A 22,058-nucleotide genomic window follows, 5' to 3' on the forward strand; every position below is an offset into this window, starting at 1 on the left:
ATTTAGATAGTGACTAATAATTTGTATAATTCCTTGCACGTCAAAAAACCACAGTTTAGATGTAAACTGTGGTTTTTTTATATAGGGGACCCACATCACAATTCAACTAAGAAAAGCAAATATCCTGAGATAAGAAAATTGGTATGAAGGTGTGAAATCAATTATAAAATGGTAACTTTAGAATAAATGAAACGAGAAATTACCGTCATTGTTTATTTCTCATTTCATTTACATATTTATTTTTGGAAAAATAACCTAACTCCAAATACTAATAATACTGTGCCAGTAATACCCTCTATTGTACGGTTCACTTTTTCTTTTCTTAAAAAAGTTCTTAATTGACGTATTAGCGTGATATAAAGCAAATACCATATTGCTGTCAAAGTCGTAAATGTGAGTCCTAACAAAAGAAATTGGAAGAAATGACTTTGATTGTTCACAATAAATTGGGGTAAAAAACTTAGGAAAAATACAGCAGTTTTTGGGTTTAAGATTGCCGTGGTAAATCCTTGTCTAAAACTTTTAACCGTTCCAATATCCTTAGAGTTTACTTCCACTGAACCTGACATATCTTCTTTTTTAGAAAAGGCACTTTTAATTGACTTTACAGCTAAATAAATTAAATAAAATGCCCCAGCATATTTTATTAATGTAAATAGCATAGCAAATTTCATTAGAATGGCAGAGAGTCCTAGCGTAGCCATTATTGTATGAATCATCATTCCAGATATCGTCCCTAAGACGGTCTTTATCCCACCATTTCTACCATGAGAGATAGTGTTTTTTGTAACTAAAGCAAAACCGGGACCAGGCATCATTATAATAAGGAGTGCTGTAAGGATAAATAATAAATAATTTTCCATGTTCTAATATTTCCTTTCCAATTTTTAGTTTTGCTTACAGTATAACTTTTTTCATTAAAACATTACATATAAAAGGCTTGATCAGAAGTTTATCTGGGTTATTAGTATCAATTTGGCTAAACATTATCCTAAAGCCATATTGATAAAACACATGGCAAACTTATATATCAAACGACAAGTTCAACTCTCACAAAAAACAGGATGAAAAAATAAACAGCGGAACAAGTCCACTGTTTACTTCGTCACGCCTTCATGTAATTTTTCTGTATAATCTTTTACATCTTTCCAGCTATCTTTCGCTGTATTTAAATCTTCTTTTATAAACGTAAACTCTTCCGGACTCATTCCTTTTACGTTTTGTAGTAAATTATTATATTTCGCACCTACTGTATACCATTGATTTGATATATTTTGCAGTGCTGTAATTGCTGCATCAATTGTTTCTGTCATATTTGTTGTTTTATTTTTCACATCTGTCAAAATTGCGACTTCTGCTTGTGCGCCAGAGATTCTATCTTTTAAATTGGCTATTTCTCTTTCTGCATTTGCGATATCTTTTTTCGCAATCGCAATCATCGGTCCGCCAGCAAGACATGTTATTAACGCTACGCAAAGTACACCACCAGCGATAACCATATCATTACTTTTTTTAATTGAATCATTATATGTATTTATTTGTTGCTCTAATGCTGGAATACCAGCATTCGTACTCGCCAAAATCGAAGTTAATTGATTTGTATCTTCTTTAAAACTGTTTGTATCTTTCGCCATTCTATCGCGAAATGCTTTTAAATTCCCTAATAAAATATCAACTTCATTTTGATTTTTTAAAATGTCCGCATACAACTTTTCTAAATCTGCTTTTAATTTACCGCTATCCTTTTGATCAATCGCTACTAGCATGCTATTATAGTACGCTTGAAAAGTATTATTGTAATTAATAATATTTTGATCCGTTTTCATAATTTGAGGCTTCATATTATTTAACCAATACGCTGCATTAATTTTTGCATCTCTTTGGTGCTGAACCATATTTCCTTTAAACTCACTATTAATTGAACTTATTTTACTCAAATCAGTCTCTTGCTGATTTTGAATTAATTTTGCATATGAATCCATTGCAAATATGCTCGATGTCGTTTGCGCCATTACATCTTGGAAACCTGCTGGTCCAAGAGAATAATTTTTCGCATTTTCTTGCAATGTTTTTACGTTTTGTTCCGCTGCAAAAGGATGTAAAGGAAACGCGTTACTTGCTGCGAATCCAGCAATCATTATCGTTAAAAGACATTTTTTATAGAATTTATTACGCATAATTATCACCTATTCTTTTTATGAGGATATGAAACGTTAGAGGTAAAAAAAGCTCCTGCTCACTACTGAACAGGAGCTCTCTATTATTTAAAAATCATTTATCTGTACGTAATGCTGTGACAGTTCAATTACTATTATGCTTTTTTCGTATCTACTACTTTAATATCCTCAGCATAAATCTTTTCTGCATAGTCCTTAATGTTCTTCCAGCTATCTTTCGCAATGTTTAAATCTTCTTTAATGAAAACAAGATCGTTTGGACTAATTGAATCTACATTTTGAAGTAAAGAATTGTATTTTGATCCCATTGTGTACCATTGGTTTGAAATATTTTGTAACGCTGTAATTGCAGTATCAATTGTATTTGTTAAATACTCTGTTTGTGTTTTAATGTTCGTTAATCCTGCTACTTCTAATTGAGCAGTTGTAACTTGTCCTGTTATTTTTTGAATTTCAGCTTGTGCATTATCAAGCTCTTTCTTCGCTAAAACAATACCAGCTGTACCACCACCTACAGCTGCTGCACCACCTGCAATTAACGCGACTCCTAGCGGCGTTCCTGCACCAGTTGCAATAACTACTGCACCACCGATAATTGCAATTGGTCCTAACGCTGTAGCAACTGATGAACCGATAATAATTGCATTATATTTACTAATTGCTTCATTGTACGTTGTAATTTGATTTTGCAATAGCGGAATTCCAGCGTCTTGACTAGCTAAGATAGATGTAATTTGATTTGCATCTCCCTTGAAGTTTTGCGTATCTGACGTCATTTTATTGCGGAATTTCTTCAAGTCTTCTACTAATTGATCTACTTGTGCTTTATTTTCATTAATACTACTTGATAATCTAGTTAAGCCTTTCGTAAGAGTCGCTTTATCTTTTGCATCTACCGCAGCAACTAAAGTATCATAATAGTTTTGGAATTTCGTATTGTAGTTAATGATATTTTGATTCGTTGAAATAAGCTGTGGTTTTAATACATCTAACCATTGCTTCGCATTTCCTCTAGCTGTATCTTGGTGCTGAATTACTTTCCCTTTTAAAGCCGCATCAACAGACGATACATTTCCAAAGTTAACATTACCTTGTTTAATAATTGTTAAAGCGTACAGATCCATTACTAAAGCGTTTGAACCTGTTCTTTCCATTGCATCTTTTAGGCCTTCTGGTCCTAATGAGTATTCTTCATAGTCATTATAAGCTTTTGCTACAGCATGAACTGGAGCTTGTTTCACTGTACTTTCAGCTGCATACGTATGGGCCGGCATAATATTCCCTGCTGCAAATACTGCCATAAGTGCTGATAGAGCCATTACTTTATAAGGTTTTTTTGTCATTTTTCTTCTCTCCCTATATCGTTACTTATTTTTAATGTACTTCAACGTTTGTAACGTAATCTTCAAATTGATTTGTTTGCTTATTCATTTCATCACTTACTTTTTTAAGTTGATTGAAATGTTTTTGAAGTAAACTACTGTCTGTATACGTGCCTTCTTCAATATTTGTTTGAATTTGGATCATATTATTATTGAAAACTTTCCAATCCGCTAATAACGTTTCTAAAGTTGCGATTTGGCGATCAATTAGTTCTGTAAAGCTACTTACTTGATCTTCAACGAATGTAATTTGTGTCGCCTCTGCTTCAGTTTGTGATAACTTTTGTATAAGTGGTAGTAGCTCTTTTTGCTTTTGCTGAATGCGAAGAGCTGCTTCCCTCGTTTGACTATCTGCAGCATTTACAATTTCATTACTTAAAGTACCGATAGAAACAAAATCAATTGTTTTCGTTTGTGCAGTTTGATTTGTAATGGTAAATACTTGTTTACCGATATTAATAGAACCTTTAATAATTTCTTGAGGTCTATTCAAAATAGTAGTTAGTTCAGCTTGAATTTCCCCTTGAATTCTTTTAATATCTTCTCTTAGCTTCACAATATCTCCACTTGATCCTTGCAGTGTTTTTATTGCTTCATCAGCTTTAATCGATAAGTTATTGCTATCTTTGTCTAATACTGTTTTAAATCGATTTAACTCTAATAAATCTTGCTCCATACTCTCTTGGATGCTTTGTACTTGCAGTTGTAATTTTCCATATGCATTTGTAAAATCTGCTTTTGCTTGTTCATCTTCATTTACGTTTCCTGCTAGTTCATAGAGCTTACTATAATAACTATTAAATCTAGTACTATATCTCATCATCTCTTGATTTAAATCAATTAACTTCGGATTATATTCATCGATCCACTCTCTTACATTTGCCTTTGCAAACTTTTGATGATTCGTCAAACTACTCATCGCATTCACCTTAATGTCTGGCTGTTGTAAAATAACTAATCCGTATGCTTGTATAAGCGGTGACTGTGATCCTAACATTCTAATTGAATTGGATAATGTATTTGGAGCAATTACATTTTGTGCATATACTGCTTTCACTTCTGTTTGCCCCTCCTTAGCGTAAGCGCTTACAGGAATGAAGCAACTCGTAGATACTGCTGTAACCAATAACCCTGTAATTAAAGTCTTTTTCACTTTAACTCCTCCTATGTATTAGCAACTATTACTATCGCATTTTATTATTCTATTTTCTTGCAATTAATTTGAGATGGTTACAATAGAGAACATTCTCACCGTGATTCATGTACGAACCATCTCTCCTAACTTTTTTCTACAGTACTTACTTATTGTTATAAAACATTTCATACCTTTTCATATGTGCTTAGTATGAATAAAGTTGTATAAATTTTCTATTCTATTGCAATTTTCACATTCATACAGTGAATATATTACATAAAAATATTATTCATTTTAAACTAATTCACGTATAAAAGTATGAAATTTCGTTTTGTTTTCAAGTAAGTTTTGTACTGTAAGGTCATTTAAACACAGCTATTTATATAACGTAAAGAAGTATTTTCATTCCCTTTATTTTCAAGCTCTTATGTCCTTATCTCAAAATAAAATTCGTTTCACTTTCCCGATTAAAATATCCATATATCACAACAGAAAACACTACTTACTCACAACGGATAAAATTATATTAATATAATTTTTAGTTAAATATGCAATAATGCATAGCGTATACACAAAAAGGATAGCTTCACTTTCGTGAAACTATCCTTCAAAAATCTTTTTACTTTTTCAAATGATATGGAACTGTCGTAATAACAACATTTCTCTTATAGAGTAAATACGCACGTATGAGTAAACTTGATTGATTATGAAGAATGTTATGCCAACCTTTTTTCGGAATAAACTGTGGTATAACGACCGTAACTCGATAATTTGATTCACTCGCTTTATATTGCACTGTATCAATGAACTTAGTTAGCGGCTGAATAATACTTCTATAATGAGAATGCAATGTAACAAGCCTTACTTCAGGTTGCCACTTCTTCCATTTCTCTTCAAATTTCTTTTCCTCTTCTCTGTCAAAAGCAACATATACAGCGATAACTTGATCTGCAGAAAGAGCCTTCGCATAGTTCAATGAATTTTCTACTACATGAGTCATACCAGCTACAGGAACGACAATTACATTCCCCTCAATCGGAATAAGGGGCTCACAAGTTTTTAAACTTAATTGATCACCCACTGCATCATAATGCTTCTTAATTCGGTGGAACAAGAAGATAATAGCAGGTAAGAAAATAAGGATTGACCAAACTTGTGCAAATTTCGTTAAAAAGAACATGCTCATAACGATAAAACTAATGACTGCTCCAATTAAATTAACCGTTAATCTTAAAGCCCATCCTTCAGGTTTTTCACGAAGCCATTTTAATACCATACCCGTTTGAGAAAGTGTAAATGGAATAAACACACCTACTGCATATAGCGGAATTAAATGTTCTGTTTGACCTTGGAAAGCTACAATTAAAATAATCGAAGCGATTCCAAGTATAATAATACCGTTTGAGTAACCAAGGCGGTCTCCTCTAATCGTAAACATTCTCGGTATGAATTTATCTTTTGCAAGGTTAACTGCTAATAATGGAAATGCAGAATACCCTGTGTTAGCAGCAAGAATTAATATTAAAGCTGTTGTGCCTTGTATGAAATAGTACATGAAATTACGTCCAAATGTTTGTTCAGCAATTTGGGAAACAACAGTTACTTCTTTACTCGGTGTAATTCCGTAATAATAAGCTAAAAATACAATTCCTGAAAATAACACAGCAAGTAATGCACCCATCGCAAGCAAAGTTTTCGCTGCATTGTTTGGTGCAGGATCTTTAAAGTTTGGAATTGCGTTTGAAATCGCTTCAACACCTGTTAAAGCCGAACTACCTGATGCAAATGCTCTTAACAGTAAAAACAAACTAATTCCCGCAACCGGCGTTCCAATCGGCGTGTGTAAGGCCTGCGAAACGTGACCAGTTAAAATATTGTATATCCCTACACCAATTAATATAAATAGTGCTAAAACGAATAAATAAACAGGATATGCTAAAACGGAAGCTGACTCTGTTACGCCTCTTAAATTTAATATGGTTATAAATATAACAAATATAATCGCAATGATTACATTATGTGCATGTAAGCTAGGAAAAGCCGATGTTAACGCATCTGTACCTGCTGATACACTTACTGCAACAGTTAAAATATAATCAACTAATAAAGACCCTCCAGCTATTAAACCTGGATTCATCCCTAAGTTTTCTTTTGATACAACATATGCGCCTCCGCCATGTGGGTAGGCAAAAATAATTTGACGATAAGATAAAATAAGAGCTGTCAATAATACTAATACCCCAACAGCTATCGGAATGGAATACCAATACGCAATCGCTCCAACACCTGCTAAAGCAATTAAAATTTGCTCTGGTCCGTAAGCAACTGATGACAATGCGTCAGAAGATAGAATGGCTAGCGCCTTCGTTTTATTAAGCTTTTGCTCTCCTAACTCAGTTGATTTTAACGGCCTTCCAATTAAAAATCTTTTAATAGATGAAACCACAGCTGTCCACTCTCCAATAATTTTGTACGAACGATTCTGCTTGTTACAGCCAGCAAACTATTTCTTCAGAAAACAAAAAATGTCTACAAGCCATAGCGAAATAGACTTGTAGACATTATTTTTTTTGTCGCACAAGCTCCACCTTCCTTCTCAATATAACGCTTACGAGGTTAGCTGTCGGATTCGGGCCTATGAGTAGCCCTACCTTTTTTTAAGGATTCACCCCATCGGATTATGTACTAATCCGTAAGAACGGGTCCCCCGTACCATGCGGTTTCAGCGATTTAGAAAATTGAAACTGTGGATTATAATACTCCTTTATTTTCAAAATGTAAACAAAAATTTTTAAAAAGAAAAAATTTAAAATGATTGCGCATAATCCGCTGATAAATATACATAATGAATACTAAAAAACCCTTAAAGGAGACCCGTATGTCTAAAAAGAAGAAACCGCTTTTTTCCGATTCATATTTAGATGCAGTAGCAAATGAAATTAATCAGTTATATGGTAAACGTGAACAGGAAATAAACTTGACAGAAAGAATTAAAAGAAACAAATAATTTGTCATACGCAAATAAAAAAGATAGCAATACACTTATATATTGCTATCTTTTTTATTATTTCATACATCTAATTCTATTACGGGTTTGTTAAATGTCATTTCTTCATACACCTTCAAATTTTGATATACCACTCCTAGTAATGGTGCTTCTAAAGAAAATTGTTCTGCTACAACTAGTAAGTATCCTTGCAAATGCTTCCCTTCAATAAACGAACCTTTTTCCATATCACGCTGCATGGAGGACTTCATATCATAAGAAATTTTATCAATTGTTTTCATATGTTCCTGGGCAATATTATCTTTAACTGGAGCTCCTAATACCCTCATAATTTGCACAGATTCCTCAAATAAATTTCGGATAAATTCACGTCCACCTTCACTTTCACGAATTGGTCCTATCGGTGCACGCATTAATGTTGTAACGCCTGACATGACAGTAATAAATAAATATTTATGCCACATATCTTGCGTGATATTTTCACTTAAAACAAAGCTAGCTTTCGTACCTATAAATGCTTTCGTAATACGCTTTATTCTCTCTGAATCTTGAGGCTTAATTTCTCCAAATACAAGTCTGTTGGCAGCACTAGTTTGTACAATTTCTCCTTGATCGTTTAACATCGTCTCAATAAAGCATAAACCGCCCATTACTTTTTCCCCGCCGAATTCTTTTTGTAATAGTGATAAATGAGCGATACCATTTAACAATGGAATGATTACAGTATTTTCGCCAACAAACGGCTTCAAATCTTGAATTGCCTCGTTTAAGTGATACGCCTTTGTTGAAAATAAAATCACATCAAATGGAGAAGTTCTATCTTCTTTCGTTATCAATTTCGGTTGAAAGGAAAAATCTCCATTCACACTACGAATAACAAGTCCTTTTTCCTCTAATTGTTGTTTTCTTTTGCTGCGAACGAGAAATGTAACATCTTCTCCCTTTTCTACTAATCGGCCACCAAAAAATCCACCGACGCCACCAGCTCCTAATACTAAAATGCGCATACAACATCCCCTTTTCCTCACACAATTATACTAGTTTTAGTATACATAACATTATACATGTCCCTTGTTAAATTAGCTGAATTTTCATTCTTAATCTATTGAAAAAACAAGGTTATTTTCAAGAAAAATTGGGCATGTTGTTTCTATAGCTTATACGGAAAGGAAACAATGCAAATGGAGGCAATGCAAACAATCGAAGAAAAAGATGTAACAACAGCTATATTTCAATTTATATTCCCGTTTTCGTTTAAAACTGGATATGAACAAAATATGTTCCCTTTCTTACAAAAAAATAATTTCCGTCCTTTTCGACTTGATCATCTTGAAGATGAAAATACATATTACGGACAGTTTCAAGTTTCACATCAAAATATGGAAGCATACTATCTTTCATTTACGAATAAAATTCTTTTTCCCCATTCAGAACATCAAAAGGGACTACAGCGCTATTCTAAAGACCTTAATTTAAATGGACATTTAACAACAAATCTTATTTCCGTTCCATTCAAGATACATTCTATTGATGTAACACTTTGTCCTTATGAGCTTGGCTTTTTAACAATTCGAACAGAAGTCAAAACCGCTCCAAACATGACATTATCAGAAGCCATCGAATTTGCTTCTCGATTCCGTGTGCTTGAAACTAGAAATGATACAACCGAGACCATTTGTATTGAATGTGATGGAAAAAAATATTCACAAGTAGAAAAACTTATATTCGGCGATTTATTTCATGGCTTAACAGACTTCTTTGAGAATAAGAGGTTGCGGAGTTCATACTTTCAAACATTCCCTTTCTTTGAAGACCAACGAATGTATGTACAAACTTTATTATCTATTAATAAAAAGTCAGACCTTCATGTAGTTGATGTATATCGAGCTTCCAGTCTTTCCGGATTAACAGACGATGGTAAGCCGTATATTAGTGCAAATAATGTTCCTTATATTCACGATTATTTAACAAAGCATTCTTATCAAAGATGGGCTCCTAACCGTTATTTTATTATGGAAGAACATATTTTCACATGTATAACAAATGAAGGTGAACGAGAAGTCACTAAACTTGCTAGTCAAATGTACGGAGAATTTTATTACGCTTTATTATTAAACCTATTTCATAAAATTGTTTTATTAAAGATGGCGAACGCTTATGCTGAGCTAAATATTGAACAAGATACAAATGAAATAGAGAAATTAATTTATTCAATCAATTCGTTTACAGCGAATTATTTTTCTTTAGAATTAGTATCTCAATCACAAAGTGAAGATATTTTCTTCCGCTTAAGAAAACTTTTTAACATTGAAATTTTATACTCGAACGCGAAACAAAATCTTGATAGTTTGTTTAAATATCAAGAAAATGTTGCCGCTAAAAAAGATAGCCTTTTATTATTAATTTTAACTCTCTACTCTGTGGTGGGCCAAATGTTAGGGTTTACTATGATTGACCTTTTAAGAAACACAGATTCAAACAAAATATCATCGCCCCTTGAATTTTTTGCACTGTTAATAGCAATTAGCGGTATAGTCATTTCCTTTATTTTAGGTGCACAAAGTTTATACCAGTGGGGTATACAGCATCGAAGAAGACAAGCGTGGGTAAAACAAACTGTACTTTCTGCTGTGAAAGAAAAAGAGGATAAAAATTAAAGACAATTCTTTTTAAATTACAAATACATGATACGCTTCAGTAAATGAAATTTTTATCAGCGATTTTTCGAATATATCGGCGCAACTCGGAATATATCAGCGATTTTTTAAATATATCGGCGATTTTTCAGATATATCGACTTACCGACAAAAAACAGAACCTGACAATATAAAAAGGGTGCTCCAAAATAAAGTTTGGAGTACCCTTTTTTATTACACGAATTCAGCTTACTTACCTGCTTCGATTTTCTCTAATGCAGCAGCTACTTGTTCTTCCGTTAATTCATGTTGTATTACGTAGCGGTTACGTGGGCTTACACGACATTCATGAGAACATGCACGTAAATGTTTTGCTTCGTTTTCTTCAGAACATAAAATTTTCTTGTTACATTCTGGATTTGAACAGTTTACATAGCGCTCACAAGGTTCACCTGTAAAGTGGTCTTTACCAACAATAACATGTTCTTTTTGGTTTACTGGTACAGCAATACGCTCATCAAATACGTAACATTGTCCATCCCATAGCTCGCCTTGTACTTCTGGATCTTTTCCGTACGTTACAATTCCGCCGTGAAGCTGACTTACATCTTCATAGCCTTCACGAACTAACCAACCAGAAAACTTCTCACAACGAATTCCGCCTGTACAGTAAGTTAAAATCTTTTTACCCTCAAGTGTTTCTTTGTTTTCTCTAATCCAATCTGGTAATTCACGGAATGATTCAATATCTGGTTTAATTGCACCTTTAAAATGCCCTAAATCGAACTCATAATCATTTCGTGCATCAATAATAACTGTATCTTCTTGTTTCATCGCCTCATAAAAATCTTTTGGCTCTAAATATTTTCCAGTTATTTCTTTTGGATTAATGTCGTCTTCTAGACGAAGTGTAACTAATTCTGGACGCGGACGCACGTGCATTTTCTTGAATGCATGGCCTTCTTCTTCATCTATTTTAAACACGATACCATCAAAACGTGGATCATTGTTCATTGCTTCCATGTATTTCTCTGTTTGTTCTACAGTTCCAGAACAAGTTCCATTAATACCTTCTTTTGCTACAAGGATTCTACCTTTTAATTCAAGTGAATTACAAAATTCTAAATGCTCTGCAGCGAATTCTTCAGGGTTTTCAATTGTTGTGTACATGTAATAAAGTAATACTCTGTATGGTTTTGTAGTTGCCAATGTATTTCTACCACCTATCTAATTTTTAAAATCATGTATAAGTTAACGTTCATATCAAAACATATATAATAAGAAAATGTATCCAAAGTTTTATGCATCCCATTTTCTTCTCTTTATACTATTTTCTATAAGTTAACAAAAATAAAAAACAAGATTACACACCAAAACACTATGGTTATGTTGCAATCCCAATATATTATATATCATACAAATCCATTTCCATCAATTAATATGCTGTATAATAGGCTTTTTGTTCACATAAATTTCAAAAACAGTCCTTTAATTTATTATCTTCTCCTTTATTCAGCGCCCATAAACTTCCAAAATATTTTTGTATTTCCACACCATTAATTGCACAAAGTCATATAATTTGCATTAAGGAAACTTTTATGTTCAAATGAAATCAACACATAATATATATAAATGTATTGAAATAATGAGTAAGAATAAATACAATAATTTCATCAAGTTAAGATTTCAAAGGGGAACACTACTATGAATAAAGATATTTCAAAAGACGAACAAATCCCTTCTCAAAGTACAACTGTTCAATCAGCACATTTAGCGCTAAGCGGACAAACGAAAGGCTTAAAAAGACTATTACCATTCTTAGGGCCTGCTTTCATCGCTTCAGTCGCTTATATTGATCCTGGAAATTTCGCAACGAATATTGCTGCTGGTTCACAATATGGTTATTTATTACTTTGGGTAATTCTCGCTTCTAATTTAATGGCTGTATTAATTCAAACTTTATCAGCTAAATTAGGAATTGCTACTGGGAGAAACCTTCCAGAGATAGCTCGCGAAAATTTCCCGAGACCTGTTTCCATCGGTTTATGGATTCAAGGTGAACTTGTTATTATGGCAACTGATTTAGCTGAATTTATTGGGGCAGCACTCGGATTGTACTTGTTATTCGGAATTCCAATGTTACCAGCAGCTTTAATTACAGCAGCTGGATCGTTTATTATTCTTGAATTTCAACGCAGAGGCTTTCGTCCATTAGAAGCAATCATAACAGGGATGATTTTTATCGTTGTTATCGCTTTTGGTGTCCAGGTCTTTTATGCAAAACCGGAATTAAGCCCTCTTCTTTCAGGACTATTTATCCCAAAATTCCAAGGCGTGGATAGTATTCTTTTAGCAGCTGGTATTTTAGGTGCGACAGTTATGCCACACGCAATATATTTACATTCCGCCTTAACACAGCGCCGTGTAGTCGGAACAAATGATGAACAAAAGAAAAAGATTTTCCGTTTCGAATTCATTGATATCATTATTGCAATGGTTATCGCTGGAGCCATTAATGCGAGTATGTTAATTGTAGCAGCTGCTTTATTCTTTAAAAACGGCTTGCACGTTGAAGACCTTGACGTCGCTTTCAACCAATTCAGTAATTTAGTCGGTCCTGCATCCGCTGCTTTATTTGGAATCGGACTTTTATCAGCAGGATTATCTAGCTCGTCTGTCGGTACAATGTCTGGTGACATTATTATGCAAGGATTCATTCGCATGCATATTCCGTTATATTTACGCCGATTTATAACAATGATTCCACCTCTAGTTATAATTGCTTTAGGTGTAAACCCAACTTATGCTCTCGTTATGAGCCAAGTTGTCTTATCGTTTGGGATTGCCTTTGCATTAGTACCGCTTATTATGTTTACAAGTAGTAAAAAGATTATGGGGGCACTCGTTAACCACCGTATAACAACTTTCATCGCTTGGATAATTGCTGCACTCGTTATCGTTTTAAATATTTTCTTACTGTATCAAACATTTATAGGGTAATGAAAAAGGGTATTCCAATCAAAAATGGAATACCCTTTTTAGTAAAATAATTCTCTTCTAATTACCTTTTACGTATGTACCTCTTTCCGGCATCAGCGCACCTTTTTTAGTTCGAAAATAAAGTGGCAAGCCTTCCGTACAAAACATACTCACCTCGGATGGATTCTCTCTTTGATGATGGATGTGTAAATGCGGCTCACTTGAACTTCCAGAGTTACCAACTTGGGCAAGAACGAAGCCTTCATTTACATGTTGTCCTTCTTTAACTTTAATTGACCCTTTCTTTAAGTGAGCGAGAATCAAAAATGTCCCTGTTTCATCTAACCGTAAATAAATATGATTCCCGGCCATTGACTGAAAATCATCTGATCCCGGAACTAAATCTTTTTCATCATTATTAACTGATACAACTGTTCCAGAAGCTGGCGCCATTACTGTCGCTCCGTATATTCCATAATCCTCTAACTTACTACTTTTCACTTCAGCAGGTGGAATGAGAATATCATATGCCCATCTTTCATTTGGTTTTATCACATGATAATTCTTCTCTAGGCGATCACCACCCCACCCTACTAACGCCCGCTCATTCAAAGGAAAACGAACGACTATTTTAGGACTCGTAGACTGTACATCTGCTGGGTATGCAATTCTCCCAATGTTAGCGAACCACCCGACAGGCCAAGCTCCAATGATAGAGAACAGAACTATTAAAAGTAGCGTTCTATCTATTCGCTTTCTAAAGATGCCTTTCCAAGCAAACATTACTACTGAGCCTATCAAAATAAAAATCGAAACTACGCTAAATGCTTGTATCCACCACCAAACAACGACTGATATACTACCATGAGCTAAATAAACTACACTCCAACTTATAATTAAAAAAGAAACTATACTTGCTAACAAACTTTTCTTCCACATGCTGTATCCCTACTCTCATATCTTTGTTCTCAATGATACGAAATAAAAATTACGGCATATGAAAGAAATACTTACGACTTTCTTACTTTTTTATACTGTGGTAATTTCACAGTGAAAATTGTTTCTTTATCGTTACTACATACAGTTATATCTCCTTTATGGAGCTGAGCTATACTTCTCGAAATTGCAAGTCCCATTCCTTTCCCACCCGTATGAGAGCTACGTGATTTTTCACCACGATAAAACTTCTCAAAAACGTAAGGAAGACTCCTTGTCGGAATACATTGTCCAAAATTTTTAATTTCTACTTCAACATTCCTTTCTCTTTGGGAAATTTGAATTGAAATTTCTTTTCCATCTTTCCCGTACATAATGCTATTACTAATTATATTTTCAAATAGTCTCACTATAAGTGCTACATCAACTTTTACATATAGCTCTTCATTACTTTTAATATAAAAACTCATATTGGCATCATCTAACTGTGGTAAAAAATCAATCATGACCTGTTCAATTAATGCTTTCATATCTACTACATTTTTATGTAATTCAATCTCTCTATAGTTTATTTGACAGTATTCTAATAAATCTTCAACTTGATTTTTTAATTCATAACTTTTTCGCTTTAATATGCTTACATATTGTCCACATTCTTCTCCATGTGAATGAAGCTTATTTTCTAGTAAGTCCGCATAACCAATTAGAGATGTTACAGGCGTTCGTAAGTCATGTGAAATATTACTAATCATTTCATTTTTCATTTCCTGTGATTTTTTTTCATTTTCAATAGACTCTTTTAAACTTTTGGCCATTCTATTGACATTCGTCGCTAACTCACCAATCTCATCGCTTTTCGAAATAGGTATATGTATTTCCAAATTACCATTGCTTATTTCCTTCACGTTCTTATTGATCTCATTCAATCTTTTTATAGTTGTCTTTGTCAGTAATGCAAAATATATAGTGGTTAACAGCAGAAAAAACATAAAATAAACAAACGAATATTTTTCTTCTAGCGCGACAACGTCACTATATATACTTCCAAATAAAATTTGAACTAATATGATACTTACCGTAGCTAACAGAATACTACATATAAATGCAAAAAAGAATTTAGCTCTAATTCCTTGTAATGATTTAATCTCCAATTTTATACCCGACTCCCCAAACATTTTGTATAAACCTCGGTTCTTTTGGATTCTCTTCAATTTTATTTCTTAATCTCGCAATATGAACCATTACCGTATTATTACTTTCATAGGCCCTTTCATTCCAAACACTTTCATATATTTCTTCAATCGTAAACACACGGTTCTTTGCAGCTGCCATTAAGTGCAAAATATCATATTCAGTTTTTGTAACATTAATTGTTTGTCCATATATCTTTACTACTCTAGAAATTTCATCTATTTCTAAACCTTTAATGTTTATTTTCTTTTCCATTACTTGGACAGCAATTTGATTAAAATATGTATACCTTCTTAATTGAGCTTTCACTCTTGCTATAAATTCAATTGTACTAAACGGCTTCACAATATAATCATCTGCCCCAGTACTAAATCCAATTACTTTATCTACATCCGATGATTTTGCGCTTAAAAACATAATTGGTAAACTATATTTCTCTCTAATCCTTCTACACAGTTCTATACCATCCATTTGAGGCATCATAATATCAAGAATAGCAAGTTGAATACTGTTATTATTTATTATCTCTAATGCCTCTTCTCCGTTATGAGCACTAAAAACAGTAAAACCTTCTTGCGTTAAATTCACATTAATAAATTGAACAATATCTAGATCATCATCTACAATTAATATTGAGTTTTTCTCCATTTCTAAACCTCTTTTTTGAAATATATTCCACATCCAATTTTAACATAAATCAAACCTGCCCTTTCATCTTGAATAATCTTTATTTTCAGTTTAAATTATATAATAACAAATGCATTCTAGTTTCATAAGAAATGGAGTGAAAATATGTTTCCTATATTAAAAACTGACCGACTCATTTTGCGAGAACTTACGGAAGAAGATGCACCGGGTATACTACAATGCTTTTCTAATACTGATGTACTGCGCTATTATGGCCAAAAACCATTACAGAATGTAGATCAAGTAAAGCAAATTATTAATAATTTCAAGTTGAGTTACAATGCAAGAAACGGTATAAAATGGGGCATCGAATTAAAAGATAAAAAAGAACTCATTGGAACAATTGGTTTTCACGATTGGTCTTCTGAGCATAAACGAGCAAATATAAGTTATGCCTTTCTCCCTGAACACTGGGGAAATGGCTATGCTACGGAAGCAGTTTCTGAGGTTATATCATACGGTTTCCACACGCTTCATTTAAAACGGATTGGTGCAATTGTCTTTCTTGAAAATGAAGCTTCAAATAAGGTGCTATTAAAATTAGGTTTTGAAAAAGAAGGCGTTCTAAAAAATTATATGTATCAAGATGATATTCCATATGATACGAATTTTTATGCTTTATTAAAATCGGTTTAATAGAATTTATGTGTGAAGAATTCGTATCCGTACAACGGATCCAAATAGTAGATTTTTAATGAGGGATGGAAAAAAACGATCGGTTTTCATTTCTTATCGTACGATTGATGCGAAGTACAATACATTATAAAATCTAAAAAAACGGGAAATGAGCAAACTTTTACTCATTTCCCGTTTTGACGTTCTTTTTCTGTTTTCTCAATGCTTTTGGAATGTATACACAGAAAGGTTCGCTTTCCATGTAATCCCCCGTCATCGCATATGCTCTAGAACGAGATCCCCCACAAACATATCGAAACTCACAAACACCGCACTTGCCTTTATACTTGTCCGGATTACGAAGGTTTTGAAAAACAGGGGAGTTTCGATAGATTTCAGCTAGTGCTGTCATTCTAATATTCCCGGTTTTAATAGGCAATAATCCACTTGGATATACATCTCCAATATGAGAAATAAATACAAAACCGTTTCCGTCATTCACCCCTTTTGGAGCACGACCAAGCCCATCAATTCGCCCTGTCGTCCCATTCATCAATACATCCTGATATTGAATGATCTGACTTGTCTTGCTATTTTCTTTCATTTTTTCTTGAAGCACAACTCGTCTATAGTGCTGACCAGCTGTTGTTTTAATACCAAAAGAAACCTCTTTACTAAGTTTATATAGCCAATGGAATACCCTTTCATGTTGGGCTGGTGAAATCATATCTTTTTCCTTACCTCGTCCTGTTGGAACTAAGAAAAATATACTCCAAAGTACACATTTTAATTCTTCTATTAACATTGCCATTTCTTTAAGTACATCCACATTATAATTAGAAACAACAGTATTAATTTGAATAGGAATTTTTAATTCATGCAAATAACGAATCGCATTCATTGTTAATTGAAATGATCCTTCTGTCCCTCTAAAATGATCGTGTATTTCAGCTGTTGGCCCATCTAAACTAAATGCCCATCTAGCAAGTCCCACTTCTTTTGCTTTTTGAATCGTTTCTTTCGTCACGTTTGGAGTGGCACTTGGCGTCATAGAAACTCGAACACCTTTTTTCACTGCATATTCCGCAATATCATATACATCTGGACGCATTAATGGATCTCCACCAGTAAATACAAGCATTGGATTTTCCATTTCATATATATCATCAATTAGTTTTTTTCCTTCTTCGAATGTTAGCTCTAGATGATGACGATGATACTGTGCTTCTGCACGACAATGCAGACATTTTAATTGACATGCCCTTGTTAACTCCCATATCACAATAAATGGATTTTCATTAAAATCACGATTAATCAAGATTAACCCTCCCATCAATTGATATTCTAATTGTAAAGTTATATATGTATTTATGGTGTGAGATGTATCACAAATAAAAATCTTCAGTTATAATAATGCCTCTATACTGCTATTAATCTAATGTTTCTACCTTCCTCTTCAACAATCACAAAAGCTCTTTGTTAAAAATATAAACACCCCTTTAGACTAAATGACCTAAAAGGGCAAAGCTTCACAACTTTTTATAAACATCGCGGCTTTCTTCAACAGATTTTTTTAGTTAGAAGACTTAAATCGTAAAAGGTCATAAAAAATAAAGGACGATACATATTATGCATGAATAATATGTATCGCCCTTTTAATTGTTGTTCAACAATCGCTCCCGGTTGTTGAAGATCTTAATTAGTACATGATAATCTACAATTCAAATAGGTACTTCGATTAAAGTCCCTTTATGTCCGGTTGTTTAGACATTTCCTAGATAGGTTCGCGTCATGTTTTGGAGAACAATTTTTCCATTCTTACTATGTTTTTCGAATAACTCTGACAGGAGAAAAACAAATTTTTTATATTCTTCATCATCCTTTTTCGGAGCATAGGACGCTGATAAATTCCTTCCCAAAAAACCTTCATAATCAAAAAGTAAATCATTTTGATACTCTTTAAACTCATACTTTCCATCCTTAAAAAAGGTGTTGAATACTTCGGGAGTTTCCTCTATTCCACCGCTAAATCCTGTGAAATTCGGGCAGGTTTTCTGGCAAATTTCTGCATTCTCTTTCATAATCGAACTAGTTAAATCTCTACTATTCCAAACGAGAGCAACATTTGCCTTTTGTTTCAAGATTCGTTGGCATTCCATTTTGAAAGCTGCTTTATCAAACCAATGAAATGCTTGAGCAACAGTTACTAAATCCACACTATGCTCTTTTAAAGTGGTATTTTCAGCAGTTGCTTTTATTGATTGAAAACGAGTATATAGTTTTAACGATTGCTCAGCCATCTTTCTCATGTCATCATTTGGCTCAACTCCAATAACCTTTAAACCTCTTTCAAGCAACTGGTGGCTAAATATCCCCGTACCTGAACCAATATCAGCCACAATTCGGTCCTCTTTCAGTTGGTTAGCCGAAAACAAATAATCAATATATGCATTAGGGTAATCGGGGCGATATTTCGCATATATATCGGCCTTGTCGTTAAAATTTTCTGTTGTTCTCAAAGTACTACCTTCTTCCCCACGATATTATGTACAGAAATAGGAATTAAATAATTAATTCCAGCTTCAATCTCTAAGTCTACAACTTAAGAATACAGCCAAATGGATCTGCCTTAGTTCCAATATGAATCCCCGTTAATATACCCTAATTTTTTAATAACTGACCAGTTTCTCAGTATTAAAATTAAGAAATTGAGCTTTTTTCTTAGCTATTTAATTTCGTTTACTACTAACTTCGTTTTACTTAAATAAACTGCTCAATCTGATTTTTTTGCAACTTTTTGTGAATACGTAACAACAATTACGCATTCATCTTTTTCATGTGCTGGCAACAACCCTAAAGGGTTTCCCAACACTCTGTAAAAAAACCTTACTTTTAAAAGTAAGGCTTTTTTATTTACTTCTTATCAACATAAGCATTCTTATAAGTATAGACGCCACCAAATTGATGTTTTGCAATTCCTTTTACATAATCCTTTTGTACATAAGCTGAACCAAGATGATAAAGCGGTGCCACGGCAGCGTCTTCTAATAAGACCTGCTCAGCCTCTCGCAACGCTTCCCATCGTTTCTCCGGATCAAGTACAAAATCATTTTTCGCTTTCTTTATTAAATCATCGTAATGAGAATTCGAGTAACTCATTTTATTATTCGGATTCCCCGTCGTAAATAATTCTAAATAATTAATTGGATCTTTATAGTCAGGTCCCCAATTTGCCATCGTTATATCGTAATCACCTGTTTGTTCTAACTGTAACTTTTGCTTAAATGGCAGCTGTTTAATTTGTAACGTTAATCCATTCAAATTCTTTTCTAAATCACCTTTTATATATTCTGCCATACGTTTTGCATTATCTTGTTCAAACGTTAAAAACTCGAGGTTTACTTGCTCTACTCCAAGCTCTTTTTTCGCTTCTTCCCAAATCTTTTGCGCATTTTGCAAATCATATGAAGAAATATTTCCGTTTTCTTTTCTAAAATCTTTGCCAGTCTCTTCATTCATATGACCAACTGGTACAAGTCCATTTGCAGGTTTTGCCCCGTTATTAATAAAGTGAGTAACAAAATCATCTTTATTTAATGCTAATGAGATAGATTGACGTACTTTCTTATTGGCTAACGCATTATTTTTCTCATTAAAACGTAGCATAGCGATTCCAGGATCACTTGACATATGTAATTCCTTATTCCCTTTATACTTGTCTACAACTTGAGAATTAATAGGTACTCGATCCAAATCGCCGGCCTCATATAAATTTACAGCCGTCATTGTATCCTTTACAATATGAAAATTTATTTCGTCTAATTTCACTTTCTTTTGATCCCAATATGTAGCATTCTTCTTTAATTGGAACTCTTGTTCATGTTTCCATTTTTCTAATACAAATGGGCCGTTATATATGAGATTACTAGGTTCCAATCCGTATTTATTTCCTTGTTCTTTCAAAAATGATTCATGCTGTGGTAAGTATATCGGCAGTGCTAACAACTGTAAAAAATACGGAATTGGCTGTTCAAGTTCAACCTCTAACTTATAATCATTTATAACTTTAACCCCAAGTTCATCAAGTGACATTGTTCCCTTATTTATTTCTTTCGCATTTTTCACATGAAAGAACATGTCCGCATATTGAGATGCCGTTTGCGGGTTAACTGCACGTTTCCATGCAAATATAAAGTCATTTGCTGTTACATTGTCTCCATTTGACCATTTTGCATCTTTACGCAAATCAAATGTATATTTTTTACCATCTTCACTTCTTTTAAACGATTTTGCTACTGCTGGAATAGGATGATCTTGATCATCTAGCACATACAATCCTTCAAATATGTTTTGCATAACGTGTGATGATGTCCCATCCATCGTTTTTGCAGTATCAAGTGAAGGAATTTCTTCTGATACTGTTACATTTAACACTTGTTTTTTAGCCTCTGTATCACTTTTATTCGCTTTATTATTACAAGCTGTTAAAAATAAAGATGTAATAATTGCCATTACCATTAAATGGCTCTTTTTTCGCTTCATGAATTGTTCTCCTTAAAAATAAAATATTATAAACGTTATATATTATAACAGAAATATTAACAGAAAGATGCGACATTATATTGAATATTTATTCGCTCAAGAAAAAAGCTGTCCTTTTTAAAAAAGGACAGCTTTTTCAAACAACTTGCACATACCTATCTTTGTAAACCTCGTTTATAACGACTTGCTTCAAATATAATACGCTCTTCATCTAACGTTTTACATTCACCATTCCAAACGACACGTTTTCCGTTAATAATTACATCACTTATATCTTTTCCACTAGCTGCATATACAAGGTGTGATAACACTTCATCAGCTGGTTGTAAATGCGGTTTATTAGACGGATCAATCGCAATAAAATCAGCACACTTTCCAACCTCAAGTGATCCAGTTTGTTTCATACCAATTACTTCTGCAGCTCCTTTTGTCGCTAGAGAAAGAGCAGTTTCTACTGGCAATGCTGTTGCGTCTTGATGAATACCTTTTTGTAATAAAGTTGCAATGCGCATTTCTTCAAACATATCTAAATTATTATTAGACGCAACACTATCTGTTGCAATCCCTACTTTAATTCCTGCTTCTAGCATCGCTTTCACATTCGCTATACCAGAACCTAGTTTTAAATTACTATTCGGATTATGAGCTACTCGAACATCATGTTCTGCTAAAAATGCACGCTCATTTTCATTTAATACTACACCATGCGCAATAACTGTTGGGCGTTTAAACAATCCGCAACTTGCTGCATATTCTACCGGACGTTTTCCG

At 33.5% G+C, this 22,058-nt stretch carries 18 protein-coding genes and 1 riboswitch; of the genes, 4 read left to right on the forward strand and 14 right to left on the reverse strand.

The annotated features are described in order from the left end of the window. Positions 1-236 precede the first annotated feature (236 nt). The 5 genes from JDS92_RS04795 to JDS92_RS04815 all read right to left on the reverse strand — a co-directional run bounded on the left by JDS92_RS04795 (position 237) and on the right by JDS92_RS04815 (position 7,140). Entirely contained in the window at positions 237-863 is a 627-nt protein-coding gene (locus JDS92_RS04795) for a LysE family translocator (protein ID WP_199631574.1), read from the reverse strand. Between the two features lie 234 nt (positions 864-1,097). After that, on the reverse strand, positions 1,098-2,177 hold the full coding sequence (nheC, locus tag JDS92_RS04800; RefSeq protein ID WP_199631575.1) for a non-hemolytic enterotoxin subunit C: 1,080 nt from the start codon (positions 2,175-2,177) through the stop codon (positions 1,098-1,100). A 134-nt stretch (positions 2,178-2,311) separates the two neighbouring features. Next, positions 2,312-3,520: a non-hemolytic enterotoxin NHE subunit B gene (nheB, locus tag JDS92_RS04805; protein ID WP_000162968.1), complete on the reverse strand. Its 1,209-nt coding sequence runs from the start codon at positions 3,518-3,520 to the stop codon at positions 2,312-2,314. Positions 3,521-3,551: 31 nt separating this feature from the next. Next, positions 3,552-4,712, reverse strand: coding sequence for a non-hemolytic enterotoxin NHE subunit A (gene nheA, locus JDS92_RS04810; protein WP_098056096.1), 1,161 nt, complete (start codon positions 4,710-4,712; stop codon positions 3,552-3,554). Positions 4,713-5,313: 601 nt separating this feature from the next. Then, positions 5,314-7,140: an APC family permease gene (locus JDS92_RS04815; protein WP_000254903.1), complete on the reverse strand. Its 1,827-nt coding sequence runs from the start codon at positions 7,138-7,140 to the stop codon at positions 5,314-5,316. 144 nt (positions 7,141-7,284) lie between these two features. Beyond that, positions 7,285-7,432: riboswitch (cyclic di-AMP (ydaO/yuaA leader) on the reverse strand. Positions 7,433-7,572: 140 nt separating this feature from the next. On the opposite strand from JDS92_RS04815, the gene JDS92_RS31205 reads away from it, so the two are divergent. Then, complete coding sequence (locus tag JDS92_RS31205) at positions 7,573-7,701, forward strand: hypothetical protein (RefSeq protein ID WP_000038255.1); 129 nt, start codon at positions 7,573-7,575, stop codon at positions 7,699-7,701. Positions 7,702-7,763: 62 nt separating this feature from the next. Here JDS92_RS31205 and panE read toward each other — a convergent pair whose 3' ends face one another. Next, complete coding sequence (gene panE / locus JDS92_RS04820; protein ID WP_199631576.1) at positions 7,764-8,708, reverse strand: 2-dehydropantoate 2-reductase; 945 nt, start codon at positions 8,706-8,708, stop codon at positions 7,764-7,766. Positions 8,709-8,882: 174 nt separating this feature from the next. On the opposite strand from panE, the gene JDS92_RS04825 reads away from it, so the two are divergent. Continuing rightward, on the forward strand, positions 8,883-10,358 hold the full coding sequence (locus JDS92_RS04825) for a hypothetical protein (protein ID WP_199631577.1): 1,476 nt from the start codon (positions 8,883-8,885) through the stop codon (positions 10,356-10,358). 228 nt (positions 10,359-10,586) lie between these two features. Here the strand turns inward: JDS92_RS04825 and trhO are convergent, their stop codons facing one another. Continuing rightward, positions 10,587-11,546 (reverse strand): oxygen-dependent tRNA uridine(34) hydroxylase TrhO, encoded by a 960-nt coding sequence (gene trhO / locus JDS92_RS04830; protein WP_000246236.1) that lies wholly within the window; start codon positions 11,544-11,546, stop codon positions 10,587-10,589. A gap of 495 nt (positions 11,547-12,041) precedes the next feature. Here trhO and JDS92_RS04835 point away from each other — a divergent pair, with 495 nt between their 5' ends. Continuing rightward, a complete protein-coding gene (locus tag JDS92_RS04835) occupies positions 12,042-13,337 on the forward strand; it encodes an Nramp family divalent metal transporter (RefSeq protein WP_001030659.1) in 1,296 nt (431 codons plus the stop codon). 57 nt (positions 13,338-13,394) lie between these two features. Here the strand turns inward: JDS92_RS04835 and JDS92_RS04840 are convergent, their stop codons facing one another. The 3 genes from JDS92_RS04840 to JDS92_RS04850 all read right to left on the reverse strand — a co-directional run bounded on the left by JDS92_RS04840 (position 13,395) and on the right by JDS92_RS04850 (position 16,091). Next, entirely contained in the window at positions 13,395-14,255 is an 861-nt protein-coding gene (locus JDS92_RS04840; RefSeq protein ID WP_199631578.1) for a M23 family metallopeptidase, read from the reverse strand. Positions 14,256-14,326: 71 nt separating this feature from the next. Beyond that, a complete protein-coding gene (locus JDS92_RS04845; protein ID WP_199631579.1) occupies positions 14,327-15,427 on the reverse strand; it encodes a sensor histidine kinase in 1,101 nt (366 codons plus the stop codon). Continuing rightward, positions 15,393-16,091, reverse strand: coding sequence for a response regulator transcription factor (locus JDS92_RS04850; RefSeq protein ID WP_000414522.1), 699 nt, complete (start codon positions 16,089-16,091; stop codon positions 15,393-15,395). The genes JDS92_RS04845 and JDS92_RS04850 overlap by 35 nt, the downstream gene beginning before the upstream one ends. A 144-nt stretch (positions 16,092-16,235) precedes the next feature. Between JDS92_RS04850 and JDS92_RS04855 the strand changes: the two genes are divergently transcribed. Beyond that, positions 16,236-16,766, forward strand: a complete 531-nt coding sequence (locus JDS92_RS04855; protein WP_000483971.1) for a GNAT family N-acetyltransferase — start codon at positions 16,236-16,238, stop codon at positions 16,764-16,766. A gap of 160 nt (positions 16,767-16,926) precedes the next feature. On the opposite strand, the gene JDS92_RS04860 is transcribed toward JDS92_RS04855, so the two are convergent. The 4 genes from JDS92_RS04860 to JDS92_RS04875 form a co-directional block, all read right to left on the reverse strand. Next, positions 16,927-18,078: a TIGR04053 family radical SAM/SPASM domain-containing protein gene (locus tag JDS92_RS04860; RefSeq protein ID WP_140158522.1), complete on the reverse strand. Its 1,152-nt coding sequence runs from the start codon at positions 18,076-18,078 to the stop codon at positions 16,927-16,929. A gap of 430 nt (positions 18,079-18,508) precedes the next feature. Next, entirely contained in the window at positions 18,509-19,264 is a 756-nt protein-coding gene (locus tag JDS92_RS04865; RefSeq protein WP_199631580.1) for a class I SAM-dependent methyltransferase, read from the reverse strand. A 394-nt stretch (positions 19,265-19,658) separates the two neighbouring features. Beyond that, a complete protein-coding gene (locus JDS92_RS04870) occupies positions 19,659-21,287 on the reverse strand; it encodes a peptide ABC transporter substrate-binding protein (RefSeq protein ID WP_097959013.1) in 1,629 nt (542 codons plus the stop codon). A 155-nt stretch (positions 21,288-21,442) separates the two neighbouring features. Then, positions 21,443-22,058, reverse strand: a 616-nt coding sequence (locus tag JDS92_RS04875) for an amidohydrolase family protein (RefSeq protein WP_199631581.1), incomplete at its 5' end; no start/stop codon positions are given.

The sequence above is a fragment of the Bacillus cereus group sp. N12 genome (genome assembly GCF_016483575.1).
Lineage (GTDB): Bacteria > Bacillota > Bacilli > Bacillales > Bacillaceae_G > Bacillus_A > Bacillus_A toyonensis.